The sequence below is a fragment of the Streptomyces sp. RPA4-2 genome, from assembly GCF_012273515.2.
Lineage (GTDB): Bacteria > Actinomycetota > Actinomycetes > Streptomycetales > Streptomycetaceae > Streptomyces > Streptomyces kaempferi.
In genome coordinates this window covers 4795760-4818006 of record NZ_CP050975.2, presented here as the reverse complement: position 1 = coordinate 4818006, position 22247 = coordinate 4795760, and the positions used below count along the sequence as shown (strand labels likewise).

The 22247-nt window shown below is 71.4% G+C and carries 21 protein-coding genes; 5 read left to right on the top strand and 16 right to left on the bottom strand.

Annotated features, from left to right (window positions below):
- Positions 1 to 49: 49 nt before the first annotated feature.
- A complete protein-coding gene (locus tag HEP85_RS21020) occupies positions 50 to 685 on the top strand; it encodes a TIGR03086 family metal-binding protein (protein ID WP_168529104.1) in 636 nt (211 codons plus the stop codon).
- Positions 686 to 824: 139 nt separating this feature from the next.
- Here HEP85_RS21020 and HEP85_RS21015 read toward each other — a convergent pair whose 3' ends face one another.
- The 5 genes from HEP85_RS21015 to HEP85_RS20995 all read right to left on the bottom strand — a co-directional run bounded on the left by HEP85_RS21015 (position 825) and on the right by HEP85_RS20995 (position 7910).
- Positions 825 to 2339, bottom strand: coding sequence for an FAD-binding oxidoreductase (locus HEP85_RS21015; protein ID WP_168529103.1), 1515 nt, complete (start codon positions 2337 to 2339; stop codon positions 825 to 827).
- Positions 2340 to 2499: 160 nt separating this feature from the next.
- Complete coding sequence (locus tag HEP85_RS21010; RefSeq protein ID WP_168529102.1) at positions 2500 to 4200, bottom strand: NAD(P)/FAD-dependent oxidoreductase; 1701 nt, start codon at positions 4198 to 4200, stop codon at positions 2500 to 2502.
- 119 nt (positions 4201 to 4319) lie between these two features.
- On the bottom strand, positions 4320 to 5795 hold the full coding sequence (locus tag HEP85_RS21005) for an FAD-dependent monooxygenase (protein ID WP_369657791.1): 1476 nt from the start codon (positions 5793 to 5795) through the stop codon (positions 4320 to 4322).
- A 209-nt stretch (positions 5796 to 6004) separates the two neighbouring features.
- Complete coding sequence (locus tag HEP85_RS21000; protein ID WP_168529100.1) at positions 6005 to 6400, bottom strand: pyridoxamine 5'-phosphate oxidase family protein; 396 nt, start codon at positions 6398 to 6400, stop codon at positions 6005 to 6007.
- 19 nt (positions 6401 to 6419) lie between these two features.
- Entirely contained in the window at positions 6420 to 7910 is a 1491-nt protein-coding gene (locus HEP85_RS20995) for an MFS transporter (RefSeq protein ID WP_168529099.1), read from the bottom strand.
- A gap of 137 nt (positions 7911 to 8047) precedes the next feature.
- Here HEP85_RS20995 and HEP85_RS20990 point away from each other — a divergent pair, with 137 nt between their 5' ends.
- A complete protein-coding gene (locus HEP85_RS20990; protein WP_168529098.1) occupies positions 8048 to 8545 on the top strand; it encodes a helix-turn-helix domain-containing protein in 498 nt (165 codons plus the stop codon).
- 43 nt (positions 8546 to 8588) lie between these two features.
- Here HEP85_RS20990 and HEP85_RS20985 read toward each other — a convergent pair whose 3' ends face one another.
- The 3 genes from HEP85_RS20985 to HEP85_RS20975 all read right to left on the bottom strand — a co-directional run bounded on the left by HEP85_RS20985 (position 8589) and on the right by HEP85_RS20975 (position 11021).
- Positions 8589 to 9125: a flavin reductase family protein gene (locus tag HEP85_RS20985; protein WP_248002019.1), complete on the bottom strand. Its 537-nt coding sequence runs from the start codon at positions 9123 to 9125 to the stop codon at positions 8589 to 8591.
- Between the two features lie 82 nt (positions 9126 to 9207).
- Complete coding sequence (locus tag HEP85_RS20980) at positions 9208 to 10578, bottom strand: cation:proton antiporter (RefSeq protein ID WP_168529097.1); 1371 nt, start codon at positions 10576 to 10578, stop codon at positions 9208 to 9210.
- Complete coding sequence (locus HEP85_RS20975) at positions 10575 to 11021, bottom strand: nuclear transport factor 2 family protein (RefSeq protein WP_168529096.1); 447 nt, start codon at positions 11019 to 11021, stop codon at positions 10575 to 10577. The genes HEP85_RS20980 and HEP85_RS20975 overlap by 4 nt, the downstream gene beginning before the upstream one ends.
- A 213-nt stretch (positions 11022 to 11234) precedes the next feature.
- Between HEP85_RS20975 and HEP85_RS20970 the strand changes: the two genes are divergently transcribed.
- The 3 genes from HEP85_RS20970 (at position 11235) to HEP85_RS20960 (ending at position 14023) form a co-directional block, all read left to right on the top strand.
- Positions 11235 to 11930: an antibiotic biosynthesis monooxygenase gene (locus HEP85_RS20970; RefSeq protein ID WP_168529095.1), complete on the top strand. Its 696-nt coding sequence runs from the start codon at positions 11235 to 11237 to the stop codon at positions 11928 to 11930.
- A gap of 300 nt (positions 11931 to 12230) precedes the next feature.
- On the top strand, positions 12231 to 13220 hold the full coding sequence (locus HEP85_RS20965; protein ID WP_168529094.1) for an aromatase/cyclase: 990 nt from the start codon (positions 12231 to 12233) through the stop codon (positions 13218 to 13220).
- On the top strand, positions 13217 to 14023 hold the full coding sequence (locus HEP85_RS20960) for a 4'-phosphopantetheinyl transferase superfamily protein (protein ID WP_369657790.1): 807 nt from the start codon (positions 13217 to 13219) through the stop codon (positions 14021 to 14023). Before HEP85_RS20965 ends, HEP85_RS20960 begins: the two co-directional genes overlap by 4 nt.
- Before the next feature lie 149 nt (positions 14024 to 14172).
- Here HEP85_RS20960 and HEP85_RS20955 read toward each other — a convergent pair whose 3' ends face one another.
- The 8 genes from HEP85_RS20955 to HEP85_RS20920 form a co-directional block, all read right to left on the bottom strand.
- Entirely contained in the window at positions 14173 to 14409 is a 237-nt protein-coding gene (locus HEP85_RS20955) for an acyl-CoA carboxylase subunit epsilon (protein ID WP_168529092.1), read from the bottom strand.
- Positions 14410 to 14440: 31 nt separating this feature from the next.
- A complete protein-coding gene (locus HEP85_RS20950) occupies positions 14441 to 15991 on the bottom strand; it encodes an acyl-CoA carboxylase subunit beta (RefSeq protein WP_248002018.1) in 1551 nt (516 codons plus the stop codon).
- A 76-nt stretch (positions 15992 to 16067) separates the two neighbouring features.
- A complete protein-coding gene (locus HEP85_RS20945) occupies positions 16068 to 16373 on the bottom strand; it encodes an acyl carrier protein (protein ID WP_148014262.1) in 306 nt (101 codons plus the stop codon).
- 61 nt (positions 16374 to 16434) lie between these two features.
- Complete coding sequence (locus tag HEP85_RS20940) at positions 16435 to 16794, bottom strand: hypothetical protein (protein ID WP_168529090.1); 360 nt, start codon at positions 16792 to 16794, stop codon at positions 16435 to 16437.
- Between the two features lie 119 nt (positions 16795 to 16913).
- Complete coding sequence (locus HEP85_RS20935) at positions 16914 to 17801, bottom strand: alpha/beta fold hydrolase (protein WP_329294934.1); 888 nt, start codon at positions 17799 to 17801, stop codon at positions 16914 to 16916.
- Between the two features lie 199 nt (positions 17802 to 18000).
- Complete coding sequence (locus HEP85_RS20930) at positions 18001 to 19476, bottom strand: FAD-dependent monooxygenase (RefSeq protein ID WP_369657789.1); 1476 nt, start codon at positions 19474 to 19476, stop codon at positions 18001 to 18003.
- A gap of 138 nt (positions 19477 to 19614) precedes the next feature.
- Complete coding sequence (locus HEP85_RS20925; protein ID WP_369657788.1) at positions 19615 to 21291, bottom strand: FAD-dependent oxidoreductase; 1677 nt, start codon at positions 21289 to 21291, stop codon at positions 19615 to 19617.
- Positions 21292 to 21293: 2 nt separating this feature from the next.
- On the bottom strand, positions 21294 to 22229 hold the full coding sequence (locus HEP85_RS20920; protein WP_168529087.1) for an aromatase/cyclase: 936 nt from the start codon (positions 22227 to 22229) through the stop codon (positions 21294 to 21296).
- Between the last annotated feature and the right edge of the window lie 18 nt (positions 22230 to 22247).

Genomic DNA, 22247 nt, shown 5'->3' with positions numbered 1-22247 from the left:
CTTCGGTAATAGGCCACAAGATGACCTGTTTGACCTCGACGATGAACACATGACTCACGACACGACTGACGACCTGGCCGAGACCACGACGCCCGCCGCACCCGCCGCCGCCCCGCCCGCCGACCCCCGTGGCGGCCTGTTCAAGGCCGTCGACCTGACCGGCCGCACGCTCGCCGCGCTCCGCCCCGAGCAGTACGACACCGTCACCCCGTGTCCCGATTACACGGTCCGCGACATGGCCAACCACGTGGTGTCGGTGCTGCGCCGGGTCGCCGTCCTGGGCGCCGGCGGCTCCTTCATGAGCGTTCCGCACTTCGCCGAGGACGTCGCCGACGGCGACTGGGCCAAGGCCTGGGCCGCGGCGACCCAGGAGTTCGACGCCGTCTGGCGGGACCCCGCCGTGCTGGGCCGCCAGATCGGTCTGCCCTGGGGCCCGGTTCCCGGCGTGGTCGCCTCGGTGATCTACACCAACGAGTTCGTGCTGCACGCCTGGGACCTGGCCAAGGCCACCGGCCAGACCCCCGAGTGGGACCCGGAGATGCTCGCCGCGCCGCTGGCCGCCATGCACCGGGCGGTGCCCGCGGAACCCCGCGGCGGCCAGGTGCCGTTCGGACCGGTGGTGGAGGTGCACGAGAACGCTCCCGACATCGACAAGTTGGTGGGCTGGTACGGCCGCCGTCCCTGACGGGGCTCCGGAGCGGACCATCGAGCGAGCAGGCCGCCGGACACCGGTCCGGCGGCCCCTCACCGTCCGCAGTTCACATGGATCACCGAGGTCACCGAGGTCACCGAGGTCACGGTGGCGGCGGAGCGCCGCACACCTCTCAGGCCCCGACGCCCTGGGCGAACCTGAAGTACCGGTGCGGGTCGTACTTGGCCTTCACGACCGACAGCCGGGCGTAGTTCTCGGCGTAGTACGACTGCCGCCAGTCCGTCAGCTCGGCGTCCATCCAGTTCTGGTAGGTCTCACCGTTCGACAGCGGATCGATGGTGGCGAACCCGTGGTCGACCCAGCCCGTGGCGACACTCCTGGCCTCCGCGGTCACCTGCGCCGGGTCGTTGACGAGGACCCGGTAGTTGACGGAGAAGAGCGAGTCGCGGTGCACGTACGCCGTGTCGGTGCGGGCCGGGTCGTTGGCCGCCCCGCCGAAGAAGTGGAGGTCGAGGTAGCGGGCCTGGCCGGCCCTGCGGTCGGCGTCGAAGGCCGTCAGCACGTCCGCCCAGCCGCTCTGCGCGTACGGCGCGCTGCCCAGCCGGGTCCGCTCCAGACCGAAGGCGGGCCGGGTCAGCACGCCGTTCGGGGACTTCCCGGCGCGCTGGCACTGGTCCTCGGTCAGCGTGCCGCAGCCGAAGATCATCATCATGACCTGCTGGTACGTCATGACCGCGTCCTGGCGGGCCGTCACCGCGCCGGTGAGCGCCAGCAGCCGCGCGGACTCCGAGGCCAGTTCGGCCGGGGTGCCGCGGGAGGCGAGGAAGACGTTGAGCGCCGGTACGGTGCCGGGCGCGGCGTCCGGCTGGACGAGGTAGGCGCCGCCGCCGATGGTGCGGGGCGCGTCGACCAGCCACTGGCCGACCCCGTGCAGCACGTCGGCGGCACGGTCGTACGGGAAGATCAGGTTGCTGATCGCCATCTGGTCGCCCTCGTGCGGGGTGACCGTGAAGCGGGTGACGACACCGAAGTTGCCGCCACCGCCGCCGCGGATCGCCCAGAACAGGTCGGAGTGGCTGGTCGGTGACGCGGTGACCACCCGGCCGTCGGCGAGGACCACCTCGGCCGAGGTGACCGCGTCGCAGGCCATGCCCAACGGGCGGGTCAGGAAGCCGAAGCCGCCGCCCTGGAGGAAACCGCCGGCCGACACGGTGGGGCAGCCGCCCTCGCTGACCACCAGGCCGTGCGGGGCGAGGGCGTTGAGTATCTCGACGTTCTTGGCGCCGGGACCGATGTCGACCGTGCCGTTGCCCACGGTGATCGCGTTCAGCCGCGAGACGTCGATGATCAGGCCGGGCGTGGTCGAGTAGCCCGCGAAGCTGTGGCCGCCGCTGCGGACGGCGGACGGCAGGCCGTAGGTCTGGGCGAAGCGCAGGGCGACGGAGACGTCGGCCGAGCTGACGCAGTACGCCACGGCCCGCGGGTTGACGGCGTCGAACTGGCCGAGCTCCAGTTGCTTGGCCACGGCGTACGCGGAGTCGGTGGGCAGCACCAGACGGCCCTGGAGCTTGCCCGCGAGGGTGCTCCAGGGGGTTGTGCCGGAGCCCGCGAGGACGGGGCTGGTGGGCAGGACGGCCAGGCCGACGGCGGCGGATCCCGCACCGATCAGTGCTCTACGAGTGATCACGGATGTCCCAAGGGTTCTAGGAGACGGTGGTTGCCAGTGGGGGGAAGGACGGGAGGGGTTCTCGGGGAAGGGACGGCGCCGGGCCCACGGGGGAGGGCGGGCCCGGCGCCGCGTCCGAGGGGAGGGAACCCGGCGGGGCGGGGGTCGGTCGTGGCCGGGGTCAGGAGACCTTGCGGCCCTTCATGCCCTGCTTGACGACTCCGGCGAGCATCGAACGGCCGAGATCGCGCATCTCCTTGGGGCCGGAGGTGCTCGCCCACCACATGAACTTCATCATCGTGGGCGTGGTGGCCCGGAAGAACCGGAGGTCCTCGGGGCCCTTCCAGCCGAACGGGGTGTTGACCGACTCGCAGTCGCGGATCGCCTCGAAGACGATGTCCGCGGCCTTGTCACCGTCGATCTCGCCGGCCTCGTACCGCTCGCAGGTCTCGGCGGTGATGTCGAAGAGGACCTTGAAGGCGTGGCTGTCCGGCCACCACAGGCCGGTGTACGGCGCCTTCTCCATCTCCTTGAAGTGCCGGTCGTCACCGTCGAGCTGGAAGTTCTGGCGCGCCATGATCTGCCGCATGGTGGCCGGGGTGGTGAAGCAGGCCCAGACCCGGAACACCGCGTTCCACAGTCGGAAGTGGCTGAAGGCGATGTACGAGCTGTTGACGATCTTGTCGTTGTACTCCAGGAGTCCCTGCTCCAGTCGCTCGACGTACTCGAAGCGCTCCTCGGTGAAGTCGTTCTCGCGCAGGGCGTCCAGGATCCGGTAGGCGAGCGCGTCGACGACCTCGAAGGTGTTGGACAGGCCGCGTGAGTACAGCGGGTCTATGAAGCCGGCCGCGTGCGACATCAGGCACCAGCGGGCGCCGATGGTGCGCTTGGAGGAGTACTGGATCCGGTCGGTGGAGACCCACTCGCGGATCCGCTTGGCACCGTCGAACTGCCGCTTCACCGCCGGGTACATGTCCAGGTAGTGGTTGAACTCCTGGTCCGGCGTCATGTCCTTCGGCTTGGGGTACAGCCGCTCGTCGAAGGTCAGCCCGACACTGCAGGCCGGGTTCTTGGAGTCCTTGTAGTTGTCGAACGGGATGATCCAGAACCAGCCGCGCTCGATGAGGTGGTGCAGGGTGCCGCCGTGGAAGGGCGACTCGGCGGGCGGGCGGAGCGCGTCCGGGTAGTTGCACACGTCGTCGTACGGCTTGATGCCCACGTAGTGGGTGAAGAGCGAGCGGGCGTGGTGCTTGTGCCGGGGCGGGTTCTCGCGCAGGTCGAACTTCTCGGCCAGCGGGGAGCGGAAGCCACTCGCGTCGATCAGGTACTTGGCGCGGAAGACCTCACCGTTCCGGCCGGTGATCGTGACGCCGTCGTCGTCGACGTCCAGGTCGGTGGCGAACCAGTTCTGGCGCAGGGTGCAGCCGTATTTGGCGGCGACGTTCAGATAGTGCGAGTCGGTGTCCTGGCGGAAGAGGTGCACGGCCTCGGTGAGCATCTTCGGGATGACGAACATCGTCGCCTCGCGCGGGTCCGGCTCGCGGTTCGGCCGCTGCGTGACGAAGCCGAAGCTCTGCTTGCGGCCGTGCGTCGGACCGATGTGCTCGGTGACCGCCTTCACGTCCAGCATGTGCTTGATCTCGGGCACGTCGTAGCGCACGGCCAGGATGTGCAGCCACTCGACGAGCTGCGGGTTCTGGGACTCGCCGACGGCGAACCGGGGATGCTGCCCCGCGTCGATGAGCACCACGTCGGCGCCCTGGCGGGCCAGGATCGCTCCCATGATCGAGCCCGCGAGGCCCGACCCCAGGATGGCTACGTCGCATTCGGTCCACTCGGCGGCCTTGTCGGCCTTCTTCGCTTCCTCAGCCTTGGTGGGCAAGACCGCACTCCTCTTTCTCGTTTCACGGACGGATTCGGATGGGTGGCGCGCGTCCTACGGGGGGTCCGGGTCGACCGGTCGGGGGATCGGAGGATCGGGGGATCGGGGGATCGAGTGGTTCAGGCGGCGTCGCGGGGCTCGCCGAACCACCGGGCGAGCGCGTCGGTCAGTCCCTCGGCGGAGCCGTCGGCGCTGGCCCAGGCGACATAGCCGTCGGGGCGTACGAGGAGGTCGGCGGCCGGGGCCCCGGCGTCGGGCCGCGTCGCGGTGACGACGTCGACGCGGTCGGCCCAGCCGGCCGCGGCCTCGCGCAGCGCGGCGCTGTCGTGCAGGTCGAGCAGGACCGGACGGCCCGCGTGCAACTGCTCGTAGGTGGTGGTCTTGTCGTCGCCGACCAGCAGGTCCTGGTCGGGCAGCCGGCGGCCCAGCAGCGGGTGGCCGCCCTCGACGGCTCCGTAGGTGATGTCGAGGCCGGTGACCAGACCGACGAGGTGACGTCGTACGTCCTCGATCCGGACCAGCTCGGCGAACAGGTCGCGCAGCGGCTGGGCCTCGGGGCCGCCGAGGTAGAGGGTGCGCTGGACGAGGGTGTTGTGGACGATGCGGGCGCCGACCGGGTGGCGCTCGGAGTGGTACGTGTCGAGCAGGCCCGCGGGGGCGTGGCCCTTGACGGCCGCGGCGAGCTTCCAGCCCAGGTTCACCACGTCGCCGACGCCCGCGCTGATGCCCTGGGCGCCGATCGGCAGGTGGATGTGGGCGGCGTCGCCGGCCAGGAAGACCCGGCCCTTGCGGTACTCGGCGGCGTGCCGGCTGGCGTCGGTGAAGTAGCTGGTCCACAGCGGCCGGGCACCGCTGATGTCCTCGCCGGTGACCCGCTGGAAGGCGGCGGCCACCTCCTCGAAGGTGGGCGGCTCCTGGGTGGGACGGACGCCCGCGCCGCGCTCGAAGACCACCACGCGGGTGGCACCCGGGCCGAGCGGCAGGACGACGACCATGCCGGCCTCGCCGACCTCACCGGTGGGGCGCAACCGCAGCTGGACGCCGGCGACGTCGGCCATCTTCATCTCGATGGTGGCGCCGACCCCGGGGAAGTCGATCCCGGCCAGGTGACGGACGGTGCTGCGGGCTCCGTCGCAGCCGACGACGTACGCGGCGCGCAGGGTCTCCACTCCCTCGGGCCCCGCGACCTCGATCCGGACGCCGTCCTCGTCCTGCGTCAGGCCGATGACCTCGTGGCCGCGGCGGATGTCTGCGCCAAGTTGCGTGGCCCATTTGTCGATGATGGCCTCGGTGCGCGACTGCGGAACTCCGCGGACCCCGAAATTACCGCCCTCGACAATGCGGTAGTCGATGGGAAGTCCGCCGAAATGGCCGCCGGGTATGGTCTCCAGCGGGCCGAATTCCCCGAGAAGTCCGCGCTGGCCGAATTCCTCGATCGTACGGGCCGAGAACCCCAGGGCGCGGGACTGCTGCATCGGCTGTTCCAGCCGGTCGAGCACGATGACCGAGAGACCCGAGAGGCGGAGTTCCCCTGCGAGCATGAGCCCTGAGGGTCCCGCACCGGCAACGATCACATCGGCATTGAAAGCGTCCATATTCCCTCTCCCGCTGGCGTTTTCTCCAGTATTCCGAGGGTTCCCGGGAAGCTGAATGGCCGCCGGTACAGAGCTCTGACAAGTTCTGACAAGTTCGTCAGAGGCCCGGCAGCTACCGGGTGATACCGGGCGCGTACCACAGTCGGAGCACGCGAAAGGGTGCCGGAAACGTCCTCCGGCACCCTCTCGTCCGCTCGGCTCCCTCGGGTTCAGTACAGGCCCATCACCCGGTCCACCGCGATCTCGATGACCGCCAGTCCCGGCGGCTGCGGCGGCTGGGACCAGTACCGCTTGGCGTAGCGGCGCATCCCCTCCACCACCCGGGGCGGTTCGGTGGAGACGGTCGCCGGGCCCTCGAGGGTGATCCAGCGGGGCCCCACCAGCTGGCACACGGCGGCCCGGCCGCCGGCCGCGGCCAGCAGGTTGCGGGACTTGCGGCGGTGCACGGTGGTCATCACCCGGGCCAGGCCCGTCTCACCGTCCCAGGTGAACCGTACGGGCGCCACGTGCGGTGTGCCGTCCGGGCGCAGGGTGGTCAGGGTGCACAGGGCGTTCTCGGCGAGGAACTCCTCCGCCGCGGCGGAGAGGGGCAGGTGCTTGGACATGGCCGGGTCCGTTCTTCCGTCAGGCGTGCGCGGGCACGGCCGAGGACTGCTCGGAGGACTTGGTCAGCGGGAGCAGCACCAGGGTCACCAGGAAGGCGGCCGCGGCGAAGCAGGCACCGACGAGGAACGCGTCGTGGAAGACGGTCGTACGGGCGTCCTGGACCAGGGCCGGGACGCCGTGGGCCTTGGCCGTCAGCTCGTCGACACGGCGGAAGGCGTAGGTCGCCGCGACGGCCAGGCCGAGCGCGCCGCCGACTTCCTGGGCGGTGTTGATGAGACCGGCGGCGAGACCCGACTCGCGCTCCTCGATCCCGGCGAACGCCGAGACCTGCAGCGGGACGAAGGACATGCCGAGCCCGAGGCCCATGAGGACGAAGGCGGGCAGCACGTCCGTCAGGTAGGAGGCGTCGGACGGGGTGCGCCACAGGAGCATCATGCCGGTCGCCGCGAGCGCGAGACCGACCAGCAGGACGGGCTTGGCGGCGACCTTGGTGACGACCTGGGAGGCGATGCCGGCGCCGACCGCGGTGAGCACCGCGAGCGGCACGTAGGCGAAGCCGGTCTTGACGGCGGAGTAGTCCAGGACCTGCTGCATGAAGAGGCTGGCGAAGAAGAACAGGGTCACGCAGGTGCCGAGCAGCAGGACGGCGATGACGTTGGCGGCGCGCAGCGAGGGGCGGCGGAAGACGCCGAGCGGCATCAGCGGCTCCTTGGCGCGGCGCTCGATCAGGACGAAGGAGACGAGCAGGAGCGCGGAGAGGACGAAGCCGCCGACGACCCGGCCGGTCGGGACGTCGGAGTCGGAGACGGTCTGGCCGAGGGTGTAGATCAGCGCGACCAGGCCACCGGTGAGGGTGACGGCACCGGCGACGTCGAAGGACCTGCTGCGTTCGGCGGAGCGGCTCTCGCCGACGACCATCGGGGCGACCAGGGCGCCGATGATGCCGATCGGCACGTTGATGAAGAAGATCCAGCGCCAGCCGGGACCGTCGGTGAGCAGACCGCCGAGGGTGACGCCGGCGACGGCGGCGAGACCGCTGAGCGCGCCCCAGGCGCCGAGGGCCTTGTTGCGGGCCGGGCCCTCCTCGAAGTTGTTGGTCAGCAGGCTGAGCGCGGCGGTGGCGATGAACGCGGCTCCCAGGCCCTGTGCGCCGCGGGCGCCGATCAGCATCGCGGCGTTCTGGGCGACCCCGGCGAGCAGGGAGGCGCCGGCGAACAGGAGCAGGCCGGTCTGGAGCATCCGGCGGCGGCCGAGGGTGTCGGCGAGCCGGCCGGTCAGCAGCAGGAAGCCGCCCAGGAGCATGCCGTAGGTGGTGACCACGTACTGCAGCGCGGTCGTGGAGATGTTGAGTTCGTCCTCGATGGTCGGCAGGGCGACGTTCACGATCGAGACGTCGAGGAAGGTCATGAAGCCGGCCAGGCAGAGGAAGGCCAGGATGAGTCCGGGGCGGCGGACCGGCCCGGAGTCGCCCGCCACCGCGGGGCTGTGGGTGGACTCTTGGATGGACATGTCACTCCCTAGGAGCATGAGGATTCTGGGACGGGGACGTGCGGGGATGTGCGGTTATCGCTGGCTTCTCGGAAGCTAGCATCCTGAGTAAAGTAGGTACCTAGAGGAAAGTGACTTCCCGGAAGGTGATGATCGGTATGAAGAGCACCGCGGTCAGGAACGGCGGCGCGGCACCCGGGGGCGCCACGCCCGCGGGCGACAGCGCCGTCGCGGACGCCACCCCGGTCCCGGCCGGCCCCGAAGCCGCCCACGCGGCCGCGGCCGGCTCCCGGCAGCCCTGCCTGATCGAGCCGGTCCTCGACATCGTGTTCAGCCGCTGGACCACGCCGATCCTGTGGACGCTGAACGCCTTCGGCACCCAGCGCTTCGTGGAACTGCAGCGCAACATCGGCACCATCACGCCGAAGGTGCTGACCCAGCGGCTGCGTCAGCTGGAGCGCGACGGGCTGGTGATCCGCACGTACTTCCCCGAGGTGCCGCCCCGGGTGGAGTACCAGATCAGCGACCTGGGACGGACCCTGGCGCCGCTGTTCGCCTCGCTCACGGACTGGTCGACGGTGCACCTGCCGCTGGTGGAGCAGGCCCGTCAGGACTTCGACACGGCGGAGGAGCAGACCGCGGCCCGTCGCCCCTGAGCCCGGTCCGCCCGCCGTGGCACCGCCCGCGTTCGTCACCGGGTCACCGGCCCGGCAGGACCCGGTCGTCGCCGAGCTCCCGCATGGCGCCCTGGAAGAAGATCAGCGGGTCCTCCTCACCGGCGGGCGCGCCCAGAGAGACGACCTCGCCCAGCAGGATGGTGTGGTCGCCGCCGTCGTACTCGGCGGCCAGCCGGCACTCCAGGTGTGCCAGCGCCTCGCTGAGCACCGGCAGATCGTGGACCGACCCGTGGTGCGGCACCTCCTCGATCCGGGCGGTCCGCCGGCCGGCGAACGCCCAGGCCACCGGTTCCTGCCGCTGCGTCAGGAAGTTCACGACGAAGCCGCCGGACTCCTGGACCACCGGCAGCAGCCGGGAGTTGTGGTGCAGGCAGATGAGCACCAGCGCCGGTTCCAGGGAGACCGAGGTGAAGGAGTTCACCGTGGCGCCCGCGGCGTTCTCGCCGCTGCCCGAGGTGATCACCGTGACACCGGTGGCGAAGTGCCCGCACACGGTGCGCAGCGCACGGCCGTCGACCGGACCGAGCTGCTCGGGGATGGCTTGCGAAACGGGTATCACGACAGCCCTCTCGTTCTCGGATACGGGTTACGGGTTACGGGTTACGGAGGTACGCGCACGCTTCGGACCGGGGGCGCGGGATTCAGCCGCGTGGGCGGATGAAGTCCCCGGCGGCCTCCGGGCCGTACGGGGCCGGCTCCCCGGACGCCCTGGACGCACCGGGCACCTTCGACGCGTCCGGTGCCTCGGACACGTCGGCCGCCACCGGACGGCGCCGGGACAGCAGCGGTCCCGCCATCGCCGTCGTGACGAGAGCCATGATCACGAGCATGGTGAACATGCGGCCATCGAGCACGCCCAGGCTCACCGCGGCGTTGAGGATGATGAGTTCGGTCAGACCCCGGGTGTTCATCAGCAGCCCCAGGTCCTTCGCCTCCCGCCAGGAGAACCCGGCCAGCCGCGCCGGAAGGATCGCGCCGACCAGCTTGCCGGCGCAGGCCACCACGATGATCGCGACGAGCGCGACGAGGTCGCCGGAGGTGAGCGCGCCGAGGTCCACGCCGAGTCCGGTGACGATGAAGAAGACCGGGAGCAGCACGACGCTGACGTGGTCCATGGGCTTGCGCAGATGCTCGGCCAGGACCATCGCGGGCTCACGGGGCATCACGAACCCGAACAGGAACGCCCCGAAGATCGCGTGGATGCCGATCCAGGTGGTCAGCCAGGCCGAGGCCAGGGCGCCCGCGCAGAGCACCGCGAGCAACGCGGACCAGCGCTCGGTGGCCGCCCAGCGCCAGACGAGACGGGCCACCAGCGGCCGTACCACCAGCAGCATCCCCGCGACGTAGGCGGCGCTGAACAGACCGATGCGGGCGAGGTCGGCGTAGTTGCCGTCCGCCGTGACCAGGGCGGAGACATACGCCAGCAGGCACCAGGCGAGCAGGTCGTCGATGGCGGCGCTGGCCAGCGAGAGGGAACCGGCCCGGGTGTCCAGGAGCTTGTTCTCGGTGAGGATGCGCGCCAGCACCGGGAAGGCCGTCACCGACATCGCGGTGCCGATGAAGGTGGCGAACGCGACGAAGGAGATGTGGTGTCCGGCCACGGTGGCGTGCTCGTCGTACAGGAACGGGGCGAGCGCCACCCCCAGGCCGAACGCCATCGCGATCGACGACAGCGAGACGCCCGCGGCGAGCCGGGCGTGCGGCCGGATCAGCCGCTTCTCGAACTCCCAGCCGACCACGAACATGAACAGGATCAGGCCGACCTGGGAGACCGCGGACAGCAACGGCCTCACGTCGACGGGGAAGAGACGCTCGGTCAGGTTCCCCGGCAGCAGACCGAGGACGCTGGGGCCGAGCAGGATGCCCGCGGTGATCTCACCGACCACCACCGGCTGGCGCAGCTTCTGCGCCAGCCTGCCGAGCGCGGCACCCGCCACGAGCACCACCCCGATGTCGGCGAGCATGATCGCGAGCTTCATGTCCTGGGCGCTGGCCGCCGCCAGAGTCGTCATCGGGGCTCCTGGGATCGGGGCGGGGTCCCGCGGCTCCACAGCACGCGGAAGGTCAGGGACGAGAGCCGCCAGCCCTCGGCGGCGCGGCGGGCCTCACCGGTGGCGAGGGTGCCGACCTGGAACAGGGGCTCGTCCGCCGCACCGGGGTGGTGGACATGCGTCGAGACGAGGTTGGCGCGCAGCGTGGCCCGCTCGCCGTCGCCGTCGAGGGCGACGTCCGCGGGTGAGCCCAGGTGCTGGGTGGCGGCGAAGGCCGTCAGCGCGTCACGGTGATAGCCGGCGAGTCCTTCGAGACCCTCGTGCCGGCTCATGGGGAACTCGACCAGGGCGTCCTTCGTGAAGAGCCCCCGCGCCCACGCGTCGTCGAGTTCGTCGTCGTCGAGACCGATGAGGTACCGGTCCAGGAGAGTGGATATCTCTGATTCTTCCGGGCCTGGCTGCATTACCCGAGCATGGCGCCCGCGCCAATCGGCGACCAAGGCCGTTTTTCACAGCTCTGACGAAGTGGGGAAAGATCTGACACCCCCCTCGAACAATTGACAAATGAGCCGTCATTCCTGAACCGCGGAGCCTTTCACATGGGCAGATCCGCTTGCCATGCTGCATTCGTACCTCCATTCGCAACTCACCTTTCCTCGAACGGAAGAGACGAGAGAATGCCGAAGATCGCAGCCGATGGTCAGCACCTGACCGTTCTCAACCTGTTCTCGACCGACGCCGCCGAGAAGCAGGTCAAGCTGCTCGCCGCGATGCGCCAGATCGTCGACACGGCGGCCTATGAGGGCTGGATGTCCAGCACGGTGCACGCCGGACAGGACAAGCCGGGAACGGCCAACTTCATCCAGTGGCGCAGCACCGAGGACCTGGAGAGCCGTTACGCGGGCGAGGAGTTCAAGCACCGCACCCTGCCGCTCTTCGGCGAGATCACCACGTCGATCCGTCTGCTTCAGAACGAGATCGCCTTCACCCAGCAGAAGCCGGAACTGGGCGGCGTCACGGAGATCTCCCCGGACCGCGACGACTACACGTCCATCGAGCTGTTCGGTGTGCTGCCTGCCGACCAGGAGGACCTGATCGACGCTCTGGGCGAGTCCCAGACATGGCTGGTCGACGTCCCCGGCTACCGCACCCACACGGTTCTGCGCGGCCTGCGTGCCCGCGGCCTCGACGGCAAGTTCGTCGTCGTCTACTCCCAGTGGGACAGCAAGGAGGCGTACGACGCCTTCCGTTCCGTGCCGCAGGGGGAGCGCTCCCCGGAGCGTCAGAAGGTCGACGCCCGCGTCGCCGCCCTCCAGACCTGGCAGGACGAGAACACCTACCAGGTCGTGCACACCCGCTCCGCGGCCGAGTGAGCCACCCGGCGGTGGGCCGGTCGGGCGGCGACCGGCCCGTCGCCTGGTTCTGACAGCGCGTCACCGCGCGGCAGGAACCAACCGCCGGTTTCACGTGAAACAACGCCCTTCCGCGCCGTACGGCAGAAGGACGTCCACCAAGATCGCGCACGGACGCGGACACATGGGCGCGTTCCCACCCCCACTGGCCGGCCGCTGCCGGGAATTCCCCCACCCGGCAGCGGCTTTTCCGTCCGGCACCGTTCCCGGCCCGCCCCGTCCCGTCCGCGCGCACCACACCAGGACGAGGAGACAGCACGCATGGAGCACCCGGGCATGCGCCAAGTCGCGCACGAGATCAACGTCGCGGCCCCGGCGGACACGGTCCACCGATTGATCGCCGAGGTGGGGAACTGGCCCCGGATCTTCCCCTCGGTCATCCACGTCGCGCACGAGGAGGCCCCCGAGGGCGAGGAGCGGCTGCGGATATGGGAAACCGCGCCGTCCACGGAGGGCGGGCCGTCGACAGAAGGCGGGCCGTCCGCGGAGGGCGGGCCGTACAGCCGCCCGCTGCGCCGGATCGTCGAACCCGCCGCACTGCGGGTCAACTTCCAGCATCTGGTCACCGAGGCACACGTCGCCGGGATCGGTGGCGCCTGGCTCGTCGAGCCGCTGGGGGAGAACGCCTCCCGGGTGCGGCTGCTGCACGAGTTCCGGGCCGAGGGCGACACCCCCGAGGCACTGGACAGGATCGGTGCCGAGGTCGACCGCGGGGCCCACGCACAGCTCGCGGCGCTGAAGGAGAACGCCGAGCGTGACGTCGCCGAGGCCGGGCTGACGTTCTCCTTCGAGGACACCGTCCTGGTCGACGGGTCGGTGAAGGACGTGTACGCCTTCATCAACGAGGCCCATCTGTGGTCCGAGCGGCTGCCCCACGTCGCGACCGTCCGCCTGGAGGAGACCACCCCCGGCCTGCAGACCCTGGAGATGGACACCCGCGCCAAGGACGGCTCCGTCCACACCACCAAGTCCTACCGGGTCACCTTCCCGCACCAGCACATCGCGTACAAACAGGTCACCCTCCCCGCACTGATGACCCTGCACACCGGCCACTGGACCTTCACCGACACCGACGAAGGCGTCGCCGCCACCTCCCAGCACACCGTCACCCTCAACACCGCCACCGTCCACACCGTCCTCGGCCCCCAAGCCACCCTCACCGACGCCCGCCAGTACGTCCACACCGCCCTCTCCACCAACAGCCGCGCCACCCTCACCCACGCCAAGGCCTACGCGGAAGGCCGCCGTTGATCCCGGCGGTGCGCCGGCTCGCCGTGGCGCGGGGGGAGTTGGACGTGTGGCTGCTGCCACCGCCCGACTCGCCGCGTGATGTCCCCTACGACGAACTGGACACGCACGAGCGCGGAAGGGCCGACTCCTACCGCCGGCCCGACGACCGCCAGATGTACGCCGCGGCGCATGTGGGACTGCGCCGGGTCCTGGCCGGATACACCGGTATCGAACCGAGCCGGCTCCACCTCGCCGGCGAGCGGCACAAGGGCAACGGCGAACGGCACGGCCGGCCGGCTGTGCTCGGAGTGCCGGGCGGCGCCCCGCAGTTCTCGCTCTCGCACAGCCATGGTCTGGCGATCGTGGTGGTGGCCGAGGCACGGGTGGGCGCCGACGTACAGCGACTGCCGTCGGCCGAGACCGTCGAGGTGTGTCTGCCGGCGCTGCACCCGTCCGAGCGGGAGGAGCTCGGGAAACTGCCCGAACACGAGCGGACCATGGCCTTCGGCCGGCTGTGGACGCGGAAGGAGGCGTATCTGAAGGGTCTGGGCACCGGGCTGACGCGGGGCGCCGACCTCGACTACCTCGGCGAGGCCGGACTCGCCGAGCGGCCGACGGGCTGGGTGGTGGGCAACCTTCCGCTCTGCTCCACCCATATCGCCGCGGTGGCCCTGGCCGGTGCGGGGGACCGGCCCGTCGCGGTCCGCGCGGTGCCCACCGCGTATCTGTACGCCCCGGACGCGGTCGCACGCCTGGTGCGGATGGAACCGGGGCTGCGTTCCATGCTCCGGGACCCCGCCGAGCACGGGGACCTCGAGCGCTGAGAGCGTGCCCCGCGGGGCACGGGCCTCCGTGCGACCGGCCACGACCGGGCCGCGGATCGCCCCGGCCCCGCACAGCCCACAGTCGAAGGGCCGGAGAGTTCCTGGGAACTCTCCGGCCCTTCGTCCTGCTCCACCCCCGTGCGATCCGCTCAGGCCGCCGCTCGCCAGGTGCGCGGACCGTCGAAGCCGGTGATCCGCTCGGGCCGCCGCCACAGGGCGACGACCTGGTGCCTGCGGGCGAGATCGTCCGGTACGACGCCGGGGCCGGCGGTCACCGCCATGAGCACGGCGGTCAGCGCGGCCAGTTCCTCCGGCGAGGGGCAACCACGCTCGATCCGGAAAAGCGGACCGGCCACGGGGTCGGTGTCAGGGTGCTGTGCGGTCATGGATCCTCCCTCACTCACTCTTCGGGGCCGCTCACTGGGGCGGGTTGCCGTGCTTACGGCGGGGCAGTTCGGCGTGCTTGGCGACGAGCATCGACAGCGAACGGGCCAGGACCGCCCGGGTCTCGCGCGGATCGATGACGTCATCGACCAGCCCACGCTCGGCGGCGTAGTAAGGGTGGACCAACTCCCTCTTGTATTGGTCGATTTTCTCTCTACGCATCGCGTCGGAGTCGTCCGCGGCCGCGATCTCCCTGCGGAAGACGACGTTGGCGGCGCCCTCCGCACCCATCACCGCGATCTCGTTCGTCGGCCAGGCCAGCGCGATGTCGGCGCCGATGGACCGGGAGTCCATCACGATGTACGCGCCGCCGTACGCCTTGCGCAGCACCACGGAGACCCGCGGCACGGTCGCGTTGCAGTACGCGTACAGGAGCTTCGCGCCGCGCCGGATGATGCCTTCGTGCTCCTGGTCCACGCCCGGCAGGAACCCGGGCACGTCGACCAGTGTGACCAGCGGGATGTTGAAGGAGTCGCAGAACTGGACGAACCGTGCGGCCTTCTCGCTCGCCTTGATGTCCAGCACCCCCGCCATGGCCGCCGGCTGGTTGGCGACGATCCCCACGGTGTGGCCGTCGACACGGGCCAGCGCGCAGACGATGTTCGGCGCCCAGCCCGCGTGCACCTCCACGAAGTCGCCGTCGTCGACGAGTTCCTCGACGACCGCCCGCATGTCGTACGAACGGTTCCCGTCGTCCGGCACCAGGTCGAGCAGCGCGTCCCCCGACCGGTCGCCCGGGTCGCCGCTGACGTGACGGGGCGGCAGCTCACGGTTGTTGGACGGCAGCAGGGACAGCAGATAGCGCACCTCGGCGAGGCAGCTCTCCTCGTCGTCGTGCACGAAGTGCGCCACCCCGGAGACCTCGCCGTGGACGTCGGCGCCGCCGAGCCCGTTCTGGCTGATCTCCTCCCCGGTGACCGCGCGGACCACGTCCGGTCCGGTGATGAACATCTGCGAGATGTCCCGGACGGCGAAGACGAAGTCGGTCAGGGCGGGCGAGTAGGCCGCGCCGCCCGCGCACGGGCCCAGCATGACGCTGATCTGCGGGATCACCCCGCTCGCCCGGGTGTTGCGCCGGAAGATGCCGCCGTAGCCGGCCAGCGCGGAGACACCCTCCTGGATCCGGGCGCCCGCGCCGTCGTTGAGCGACACCAGGGGCGCACCGGCGGCGATGGCCATGTCCATGATTTTGTGGATCTTGCAGGCGTGGGCCTCGCCGAGCGCACCGCCGAAGACGCGGAAGTCGTGCGCGTAGACGAAGACGGTACGGCCCTCGACCGTGCCCCAGCCGGTGATCACACCGTCGCCGTAGGGCTTCTTGGCCTCCAGGCCGAAGCCGGTGGCCCGGTGCCGGCGCAGCGGTTCGACCTCCTGGAAGCTGCCCTTGTCCAGCAGCAGTTCGATGCGCTCGTGCGCGGTCAGCTTGCCCTTGGCGTGCTGGCGTTCGGTGGCCTTCGGGTCCTGTCCGGCACGGGCGGTGTCCTTGCGTTCGGCCAGCTCCATCAGTCGGCCGTCGAATTCCATGGGTATTGCGGGCTCCATCTGGGGATCTCCCCTTCACATGTGTCGAGAGGTCTGAGAAGGACTGGATACGGGCGGATCAGCGGGCGAGCAGCGCGGTCAGCTCACCGACGGTGCTCTCCCGCAGCACCTCGGCGGGCACCTCGGCGTCGAGGGCGCGCCGGATCCGGCGCCCCAGGTGCAGGGCGTCGAGCGGGTCGAGACCCTGGCCGCGCAGCGACAGGGCGGGCGAGAGCCGGTGGCCCGGCGGGACCGCGAGCAGGTCGTGCAGTTCGAGCCGGAGGCAGTGGCCGATGGCACCGGCCCGCTCGTCGGGGGTCATGGCGCGCAGGGCGACCGGATCGGGAAGCCGGTCGAGCCAACTGCACGGGTTCTCTTCGCTCATGGGGCTGCCTTTCGTGGTGGGGGCCGGGCCCGGCCCAGTGCCGGACGTGACCGGTGGCTGTTCAGGAGACGGCGTGTCCGCCCCGCGCGCAGCACCGCGAGCGACGCCGTCGACGAGGCGATCCCTCCCACGGGGAGGCCGGAGCGCGCACCGTGCCGGACGGTGAGCCGGCCCACGAGGAGAGCACCGAGCGGGTGAGTCCTTGCAAGGCGAGCGGGTCGAGCGCCCTCACCCGGCCGTGGTGGTCGGCGGCCCGGTCGAAGCAGAGGGTGGCGAAACGGGTCAGGAACAGCAGGACGGCCGCCCACACGCAGGTGGGCGACCAGCCGGCCGCGGTCTCGAGGAGTCCGAGGGCGCGCGTGGAGCCGGTGACGGTACGGGCCGCCGCGGGCGGTGGTGGCGAACGCGGCGAGCAGCGCACCGGCGGCGAACGCCGTGGCCGGCGGCCCGTACGTGGTCGGCGGCCCGTACGTGGTCGCGCCCGAGTGGAGGACGGACCTGGCGAGCGGTGGCAGGGCGAGCTGGAGGATGAAGCCGACGTCAGGGGGCGCCGGACGGGCCCGCGGTCCGGCGCGCGAGGCACTGCTCGAAGAACGCGAACGCGCGCAGGTGGTACGTACGGGCGGCCCAGCCCAGGCTGATGTTGTGACCCGCGCCGGGCTGGCGGTCGACGGAGGCGGACGGCGCCGAGGCGAAGTGCGCGGTGAGGTCGGCGACCGTGTCCTCGTCGTGGTTCCACCACAGTTCCTGCTCGGCGAAGGTCAGCCGCACCGGGACCCGCACCGCGGCCGCCGCGACCGGGAACCGGCGCGGCCACTGCACGGCCTCGGCCCGCTCGCGCGGGGGCATGGGCGCGACCATGGCCTCCGCCGCGCGGAAGGTGTTCGGCGGATAGAAGCGCAGAGCGCCCCAGTTCCGTTTCCAGTTCCGGTGCCGGTGCGGCTCGGGCCCGTCGCCCGGGTCGACCGCGTAGTCGCGGCCGAGTCCGGAGATGTCGAGCCCGAGCAGCGGCGGTACGGCCGGATCCGGGTCGCCGGCCTGACAGGCGGCGTACGTCAGCGCCAGCTTGCCGCCGAAGGAGTGCGCGAGCAGGAACACCCCGGCGCCCGTCTCGGCGCGCCCGGCCAGATGCCGGAGCGCCGCGTGCAGCGCACCGGCCTGCTCGGCCAGGGTCTGCCCGCCCGGGGCGTCCGCGGCGGACAGTCCGTAGCCCGGCCGGTCGACGGCGACCATGGTGTATCCGAGCCGCGCGCCGAGGGCGAGCAGTGAGACGTCGGGGTGGGCCTGCCCGTCGAAATAGGCCGCGCTCATCCCTCCGCCGTGCACCGCGACGACGGTGGCCCGCGGCGGGCCGGCCGGCTGGGCGATCAACGCGGAGAGCGTGACGTCACCGGCCTGCAGGGCCACGGGGCGGACGCCCGGTGACATGGCCGAGCCCGGCACGGACGAGCCGGACGCGGGCAAGCCGGATACAGCCGCGCCGGTTACGGACGAGCCGGATACGGACGAGGGGATGGTCTCGGCCGTGGGAACGCTCACTGGGTTACTTCCTCTCGTGGTCGTGCTCTGGTGTGCGGGCTCTCGTGGTCACCGGTACGCGGGGTGCCGTCGGCGCGGGCGTCGGATCTCAGCCGCCCTCCGGCGCGCCGAACCAGCGGTGCAGCGCGGCGGAAAGCTCGGCCGTTCCGGTGTCCGCCCAGGCGACGTAGCCGTCCGGGCGGACCAGCAGCGCGGTGGCGCCGCCGAAGGCGTCCGGGTCCCGCGGGGTACCGGTGACGACGGTGACGCGGTCCTTCCAGCGGGCCGCGGCCCCGCGTGTCACGGAGTCGTCGGCGAAGTCGAGCAGAAGGCCCTGGGCCGGTTGCAGCAGTTCCGGCGTACGGACCTCGCCCGCGGCGGTGTCCAGCGCGCGCGGCGGCAGCCGCCGGCCGACCAGCGGATGTCCGCCGTCGCCGAGGTCGTAGTGGACGTCGAGGTGGCTGACCACACCGGCGAGATGACGCTTGACGCTGTCGTGGCCGATGAGTTCGGCGAACAGGTCGCGCAGCGGCTGGGACTCGGGGCCGCCGAGGAAGACCGTGCCCTGCGCTCTGGTGTTCATCAGCAGCCGGGCGCCGACCGCGTGGCGTTCGCCGTGGTAGGTGTCCAGCAGGTCCTGGGGTGCCGTGCCCCGCACGGTCGCGGCCAGTTTCCAGCCCAGGTTGACCGCGTCCTGGACCCCGGTGCTCAGGCCCTGGCCGCCGGCCGGGAGATGGATGTGCGCTGCGTCGCCCACGAGCAGCACCCGGCCGCGCCGGTACTCGGTGACCTGCCGGGTGGCGTCCGTGAAGGAGCTGACCCAGTCGGCGCCCCCGCCGGAGATGTCCTCACCCGTCAACCGCAGCCAGGCCGCCGCCACTTCGGAGAACTCCGGGGTCTCGCTGCGGTCGGCCGGCGGGGTGCCGTGCTCGCAGACGATGATCCGGTCCACGCCCTCCTTCAGCGGCGCGGCCATCACCATGCCGCCGGGCAGCCGCTCGCCCAGGAAGCGGGGCCCGACCCGGCAGCCCACCACGTCGGCGAGGTACATGCCCCTGGTGGCGGGGGTGCCGGGGAAGTCGAAACCCGCGGCCCTGCGCACCGGGCTGTGTCCACCGTCGGCACCCACCAGATAGGCGGCGCGCAGCGCGCGTCGGCCGGCGGACGTGGCCAGCGTGACGGTGACCCCGTCCCCGTCCTGCTCCAGCGCCCGGAACTCCCAGCCCCGCCGGATGTCCGCGCCCAGGTCGCGGGCCCACTCCTCCAGCACCGCCTCCGTCCGGGACTGCGGGATGCCACGGGCCCCGAAGTGGGCGTCCTCCAGCACGGTGTAGTCGAACTGCACCCCGCCGAAGTGGCCCATCGGGCTCTTCTCCAGGCCGCCGAAGCGCGGGACCAGGCCCCGCTGGTCGAACGACTCCATCGCGCGGGCGGTGAACCCGAGCCCGCGCGACTGTCCGGTGGGGCGCTCCAGCCGCTCGGCGACGATGACGCTCACCCCGCCCAGCCGCAGCTCCCCGGCCAGCATCAGCCCGGCCGGGCCGGCGCCGACCACGATGACGTCCGCGTCCCTCTGCGCGTCCATGGGTGTCCTTTCCTCGCGCGCGCGTCGGCGCGCTTCGCATCGGTGGGTGGCGTGCGTGCGGTTCCTCGTGTGCGGGTGCGTGTGCGGGTACGAGCCGGTGGAGGTCGCCGGGGTCCGCGTACGTTCGTGCGGTCGCGCTCAGCCGGCGTCGGCCGGGAAGCCGAACCAGCGGGTCAGCGCCTCGGGCAGGCCGTCAGGACGCGGACCGGCCCAGGCCACGTAGCCGTCGGGGCGTACGAGAAGGGCCTGGCCCGCGGGGAGCGGACCCCCCGCCTCGGGAGGGCCGGCCACGAAGACGACCCGGTCCGACCAGGGCTCCACCACCGTGCGCAGCGCCCCGGCACCAGCACCGTTCCCGTTCCCGTCCAGGGACAGCAGCAGCCCGCGACCGGTGCGCAACAGTTCGGTCGTACGGCGCCGCGTGCCACCTCCCGAGGGCTCCAGCCACGCGTCCGGCAGCCGCCGCCCGAGCAGCGGATGCCCGGCGGCCGTGTCACCCCAGGCGTCGATCCCGGATGCGGCGCCGACACCAGGGCCGGTGCTTACCCCCAGAACCACGACCCCCGCCGCTCCCCCGGCGCCCTCGTCGCCCGCGTCGCCCCCGGATCCCGCGTGGTCCGCGACGCCTCCGACGTCGTAGCGGATACCGAGGCCGCTGATCATCCCGGCCAGGTGCCGGCGTACGCCGTCCACGGCGAGGAGTTCGGTGAGCAGGGCACGGGCCGGTTCGACCTCCGGGCCACCGAGCAGCAGCTCGACCTGGGCCCGGATGTTGGCGAGGACCTGACGGCCCACGGTGTGGCGCTCGGTGTCATAGGTGTCGAGGAGTTCCTCGGGGGCACGGCCCCGCACCACCGCGGCGAGCTTCCAGCCGAGGTTGAAGGCGTCCTGGACGCCCAGGTTGAGTGCCTGCCCACCGCTCGGCATCTGCCGGTGCGCCGCGTCCCCGGCGAACAGGACGCGGCCGTGCCGGTAGTGCGCGAGCTGCCGGTTGGCGTCACCGAAGGCGTTGACCCACAGCGGGGTGCCGTGGCTGATGTCCTCGCCCGTGACGCGCTTCCACACGTCGGTGACCTCGGTGAAGTCCGGTTCACCGCCGCCGCGTTCGGCGACGGGCCGGCCGAACTCGTGGACCATCACCCGGGTCACCCCGTCCCGGGTGGCGGCGATGGCGAGCCCGTGCCGAAGGCGCTGGAAGCGCCGGTCGGCGACGCTGATGCCGGAGACGTCCGCCCGCAGCAGTTCGCGTCCGGCGTCCTGTCCGGGGAAGGGGGCCCGCACCAGCCGCCGCACGGTGCTGTCCTCGCCGTCGCAGCCGACCAGATAGCGGGCCCGGACACGGACCGGTCCGTACGGGCCGATGGTCTCGGCCTCCACGCCCTCGGCCGCGCCGGCCGCTCCGTCCTGCACGGTCAGGGACAGCAGTTGGTGCCGGCGCCACAGATCCGCGCCGAGGTCGGCCGCCCGGCGCTGCAGCAGCTCCTCGGTGCGGGTCTGGGCCACCTTCCACTGCCCCGGGTACGGGCCGGGCAGCGTCAGGTCGAGCGGTACGCCGCCGAAGTGGCCGCGCGGCTCGCACGGCGGCGTACCGAGTTCGTCCAGCAGTCCGCGCGAGTCGAGGATCTCCATGGTGCGGGCGTGCAGCGTGGAGGCCCGCGACTCGGTGGTCGGGCCGGGGCGCTGGTCGACGACGACCACCTCGGCGCCGCCCAGCCTCAGCTCGGTGGCGAGCATCAGACCGGTGGGGCCCGCTCCGACCACGAGGACGTCGGTGTCCAGGGTGGCCGTGTCGGTGTCCTGATGGTCCGTCGTCATCGTCAACGCCTGCTCTCCGCGTAGGCCTTGGCGTGGGTGAGGGTGGCGCGGCTGTTGGTGGAGAGGGCGGTGTGGACGTACTGGCGGGCGTCGGTGAGGGTGGCTTGGGGGCCGAGGACGGTGTGGATGGTGGCGGTGTTGAGGGTGACGGTGTGCTGGGAGGTGGCGGCGACGCCTTCGTCGGTGTCGGTGAAGGTCCAGTGGCCGGTGTGCAGGGTCATCAGTGCGGGGAGGGTGACCTGTTTGTACGCGATGTGCTGGTGCGGGAAGGTGACCCGGTAGGACTTGGTGGTGTGGACGGAGCCGTCCTTGGCGCGGGTGTCCATCTCCAGGGTCTGCAGGCCGGGGGTGGTCTCCTCCAGGCGGACGGTCGCGACGTGGGGCAGCCGCTCGGACCACAGATGGGCCTCGTTGATGAAGGCGTACACGTCCTTCGCCGACCCGTCGACCAGGACGGTGTCCTCGAAGGAGAACGTCACCTCCTCCGCCGCGTGCGCGAACTCGACGTTCTCCTTCAGCGCGGCCAGCTCGGAGCGGCTGTTCCTGTCGACCGCCTGGTCGATCCAGAGCAGGTCGTGCGGGTCGTCGTCGATCGCGCGGTAGTCGTGCAGCAGCCGCACCCGGGAGGCGTTCTCCCCCAGCGGCTCGATGATCCAGGTCCCGCCCATCGCCGCGACCGGCGGAGCGGGTATCTCCTGGCGGAAGGTGATCCGCAGGCCCTCGGGGTCCAGTTCGCGGCGCGACGTCCAGTTCTTCGCCTCGCCGCCCGCGGTCGCCCAGATCCGTATCCGCTCCTCGGAGCCGTTCCGCTCGACCTGGTCGACGTGGATGGTGGGCGGGAAGATCCGCGGCCAGTTGGTGACCTCCGCCAGCAGCCGGTACACGGCCGGTGCGGGCGCGGCGATCGTGATCTCGTGCTCTACCTCACGGGTCGTCATGACGCTTTCTTCTCCATG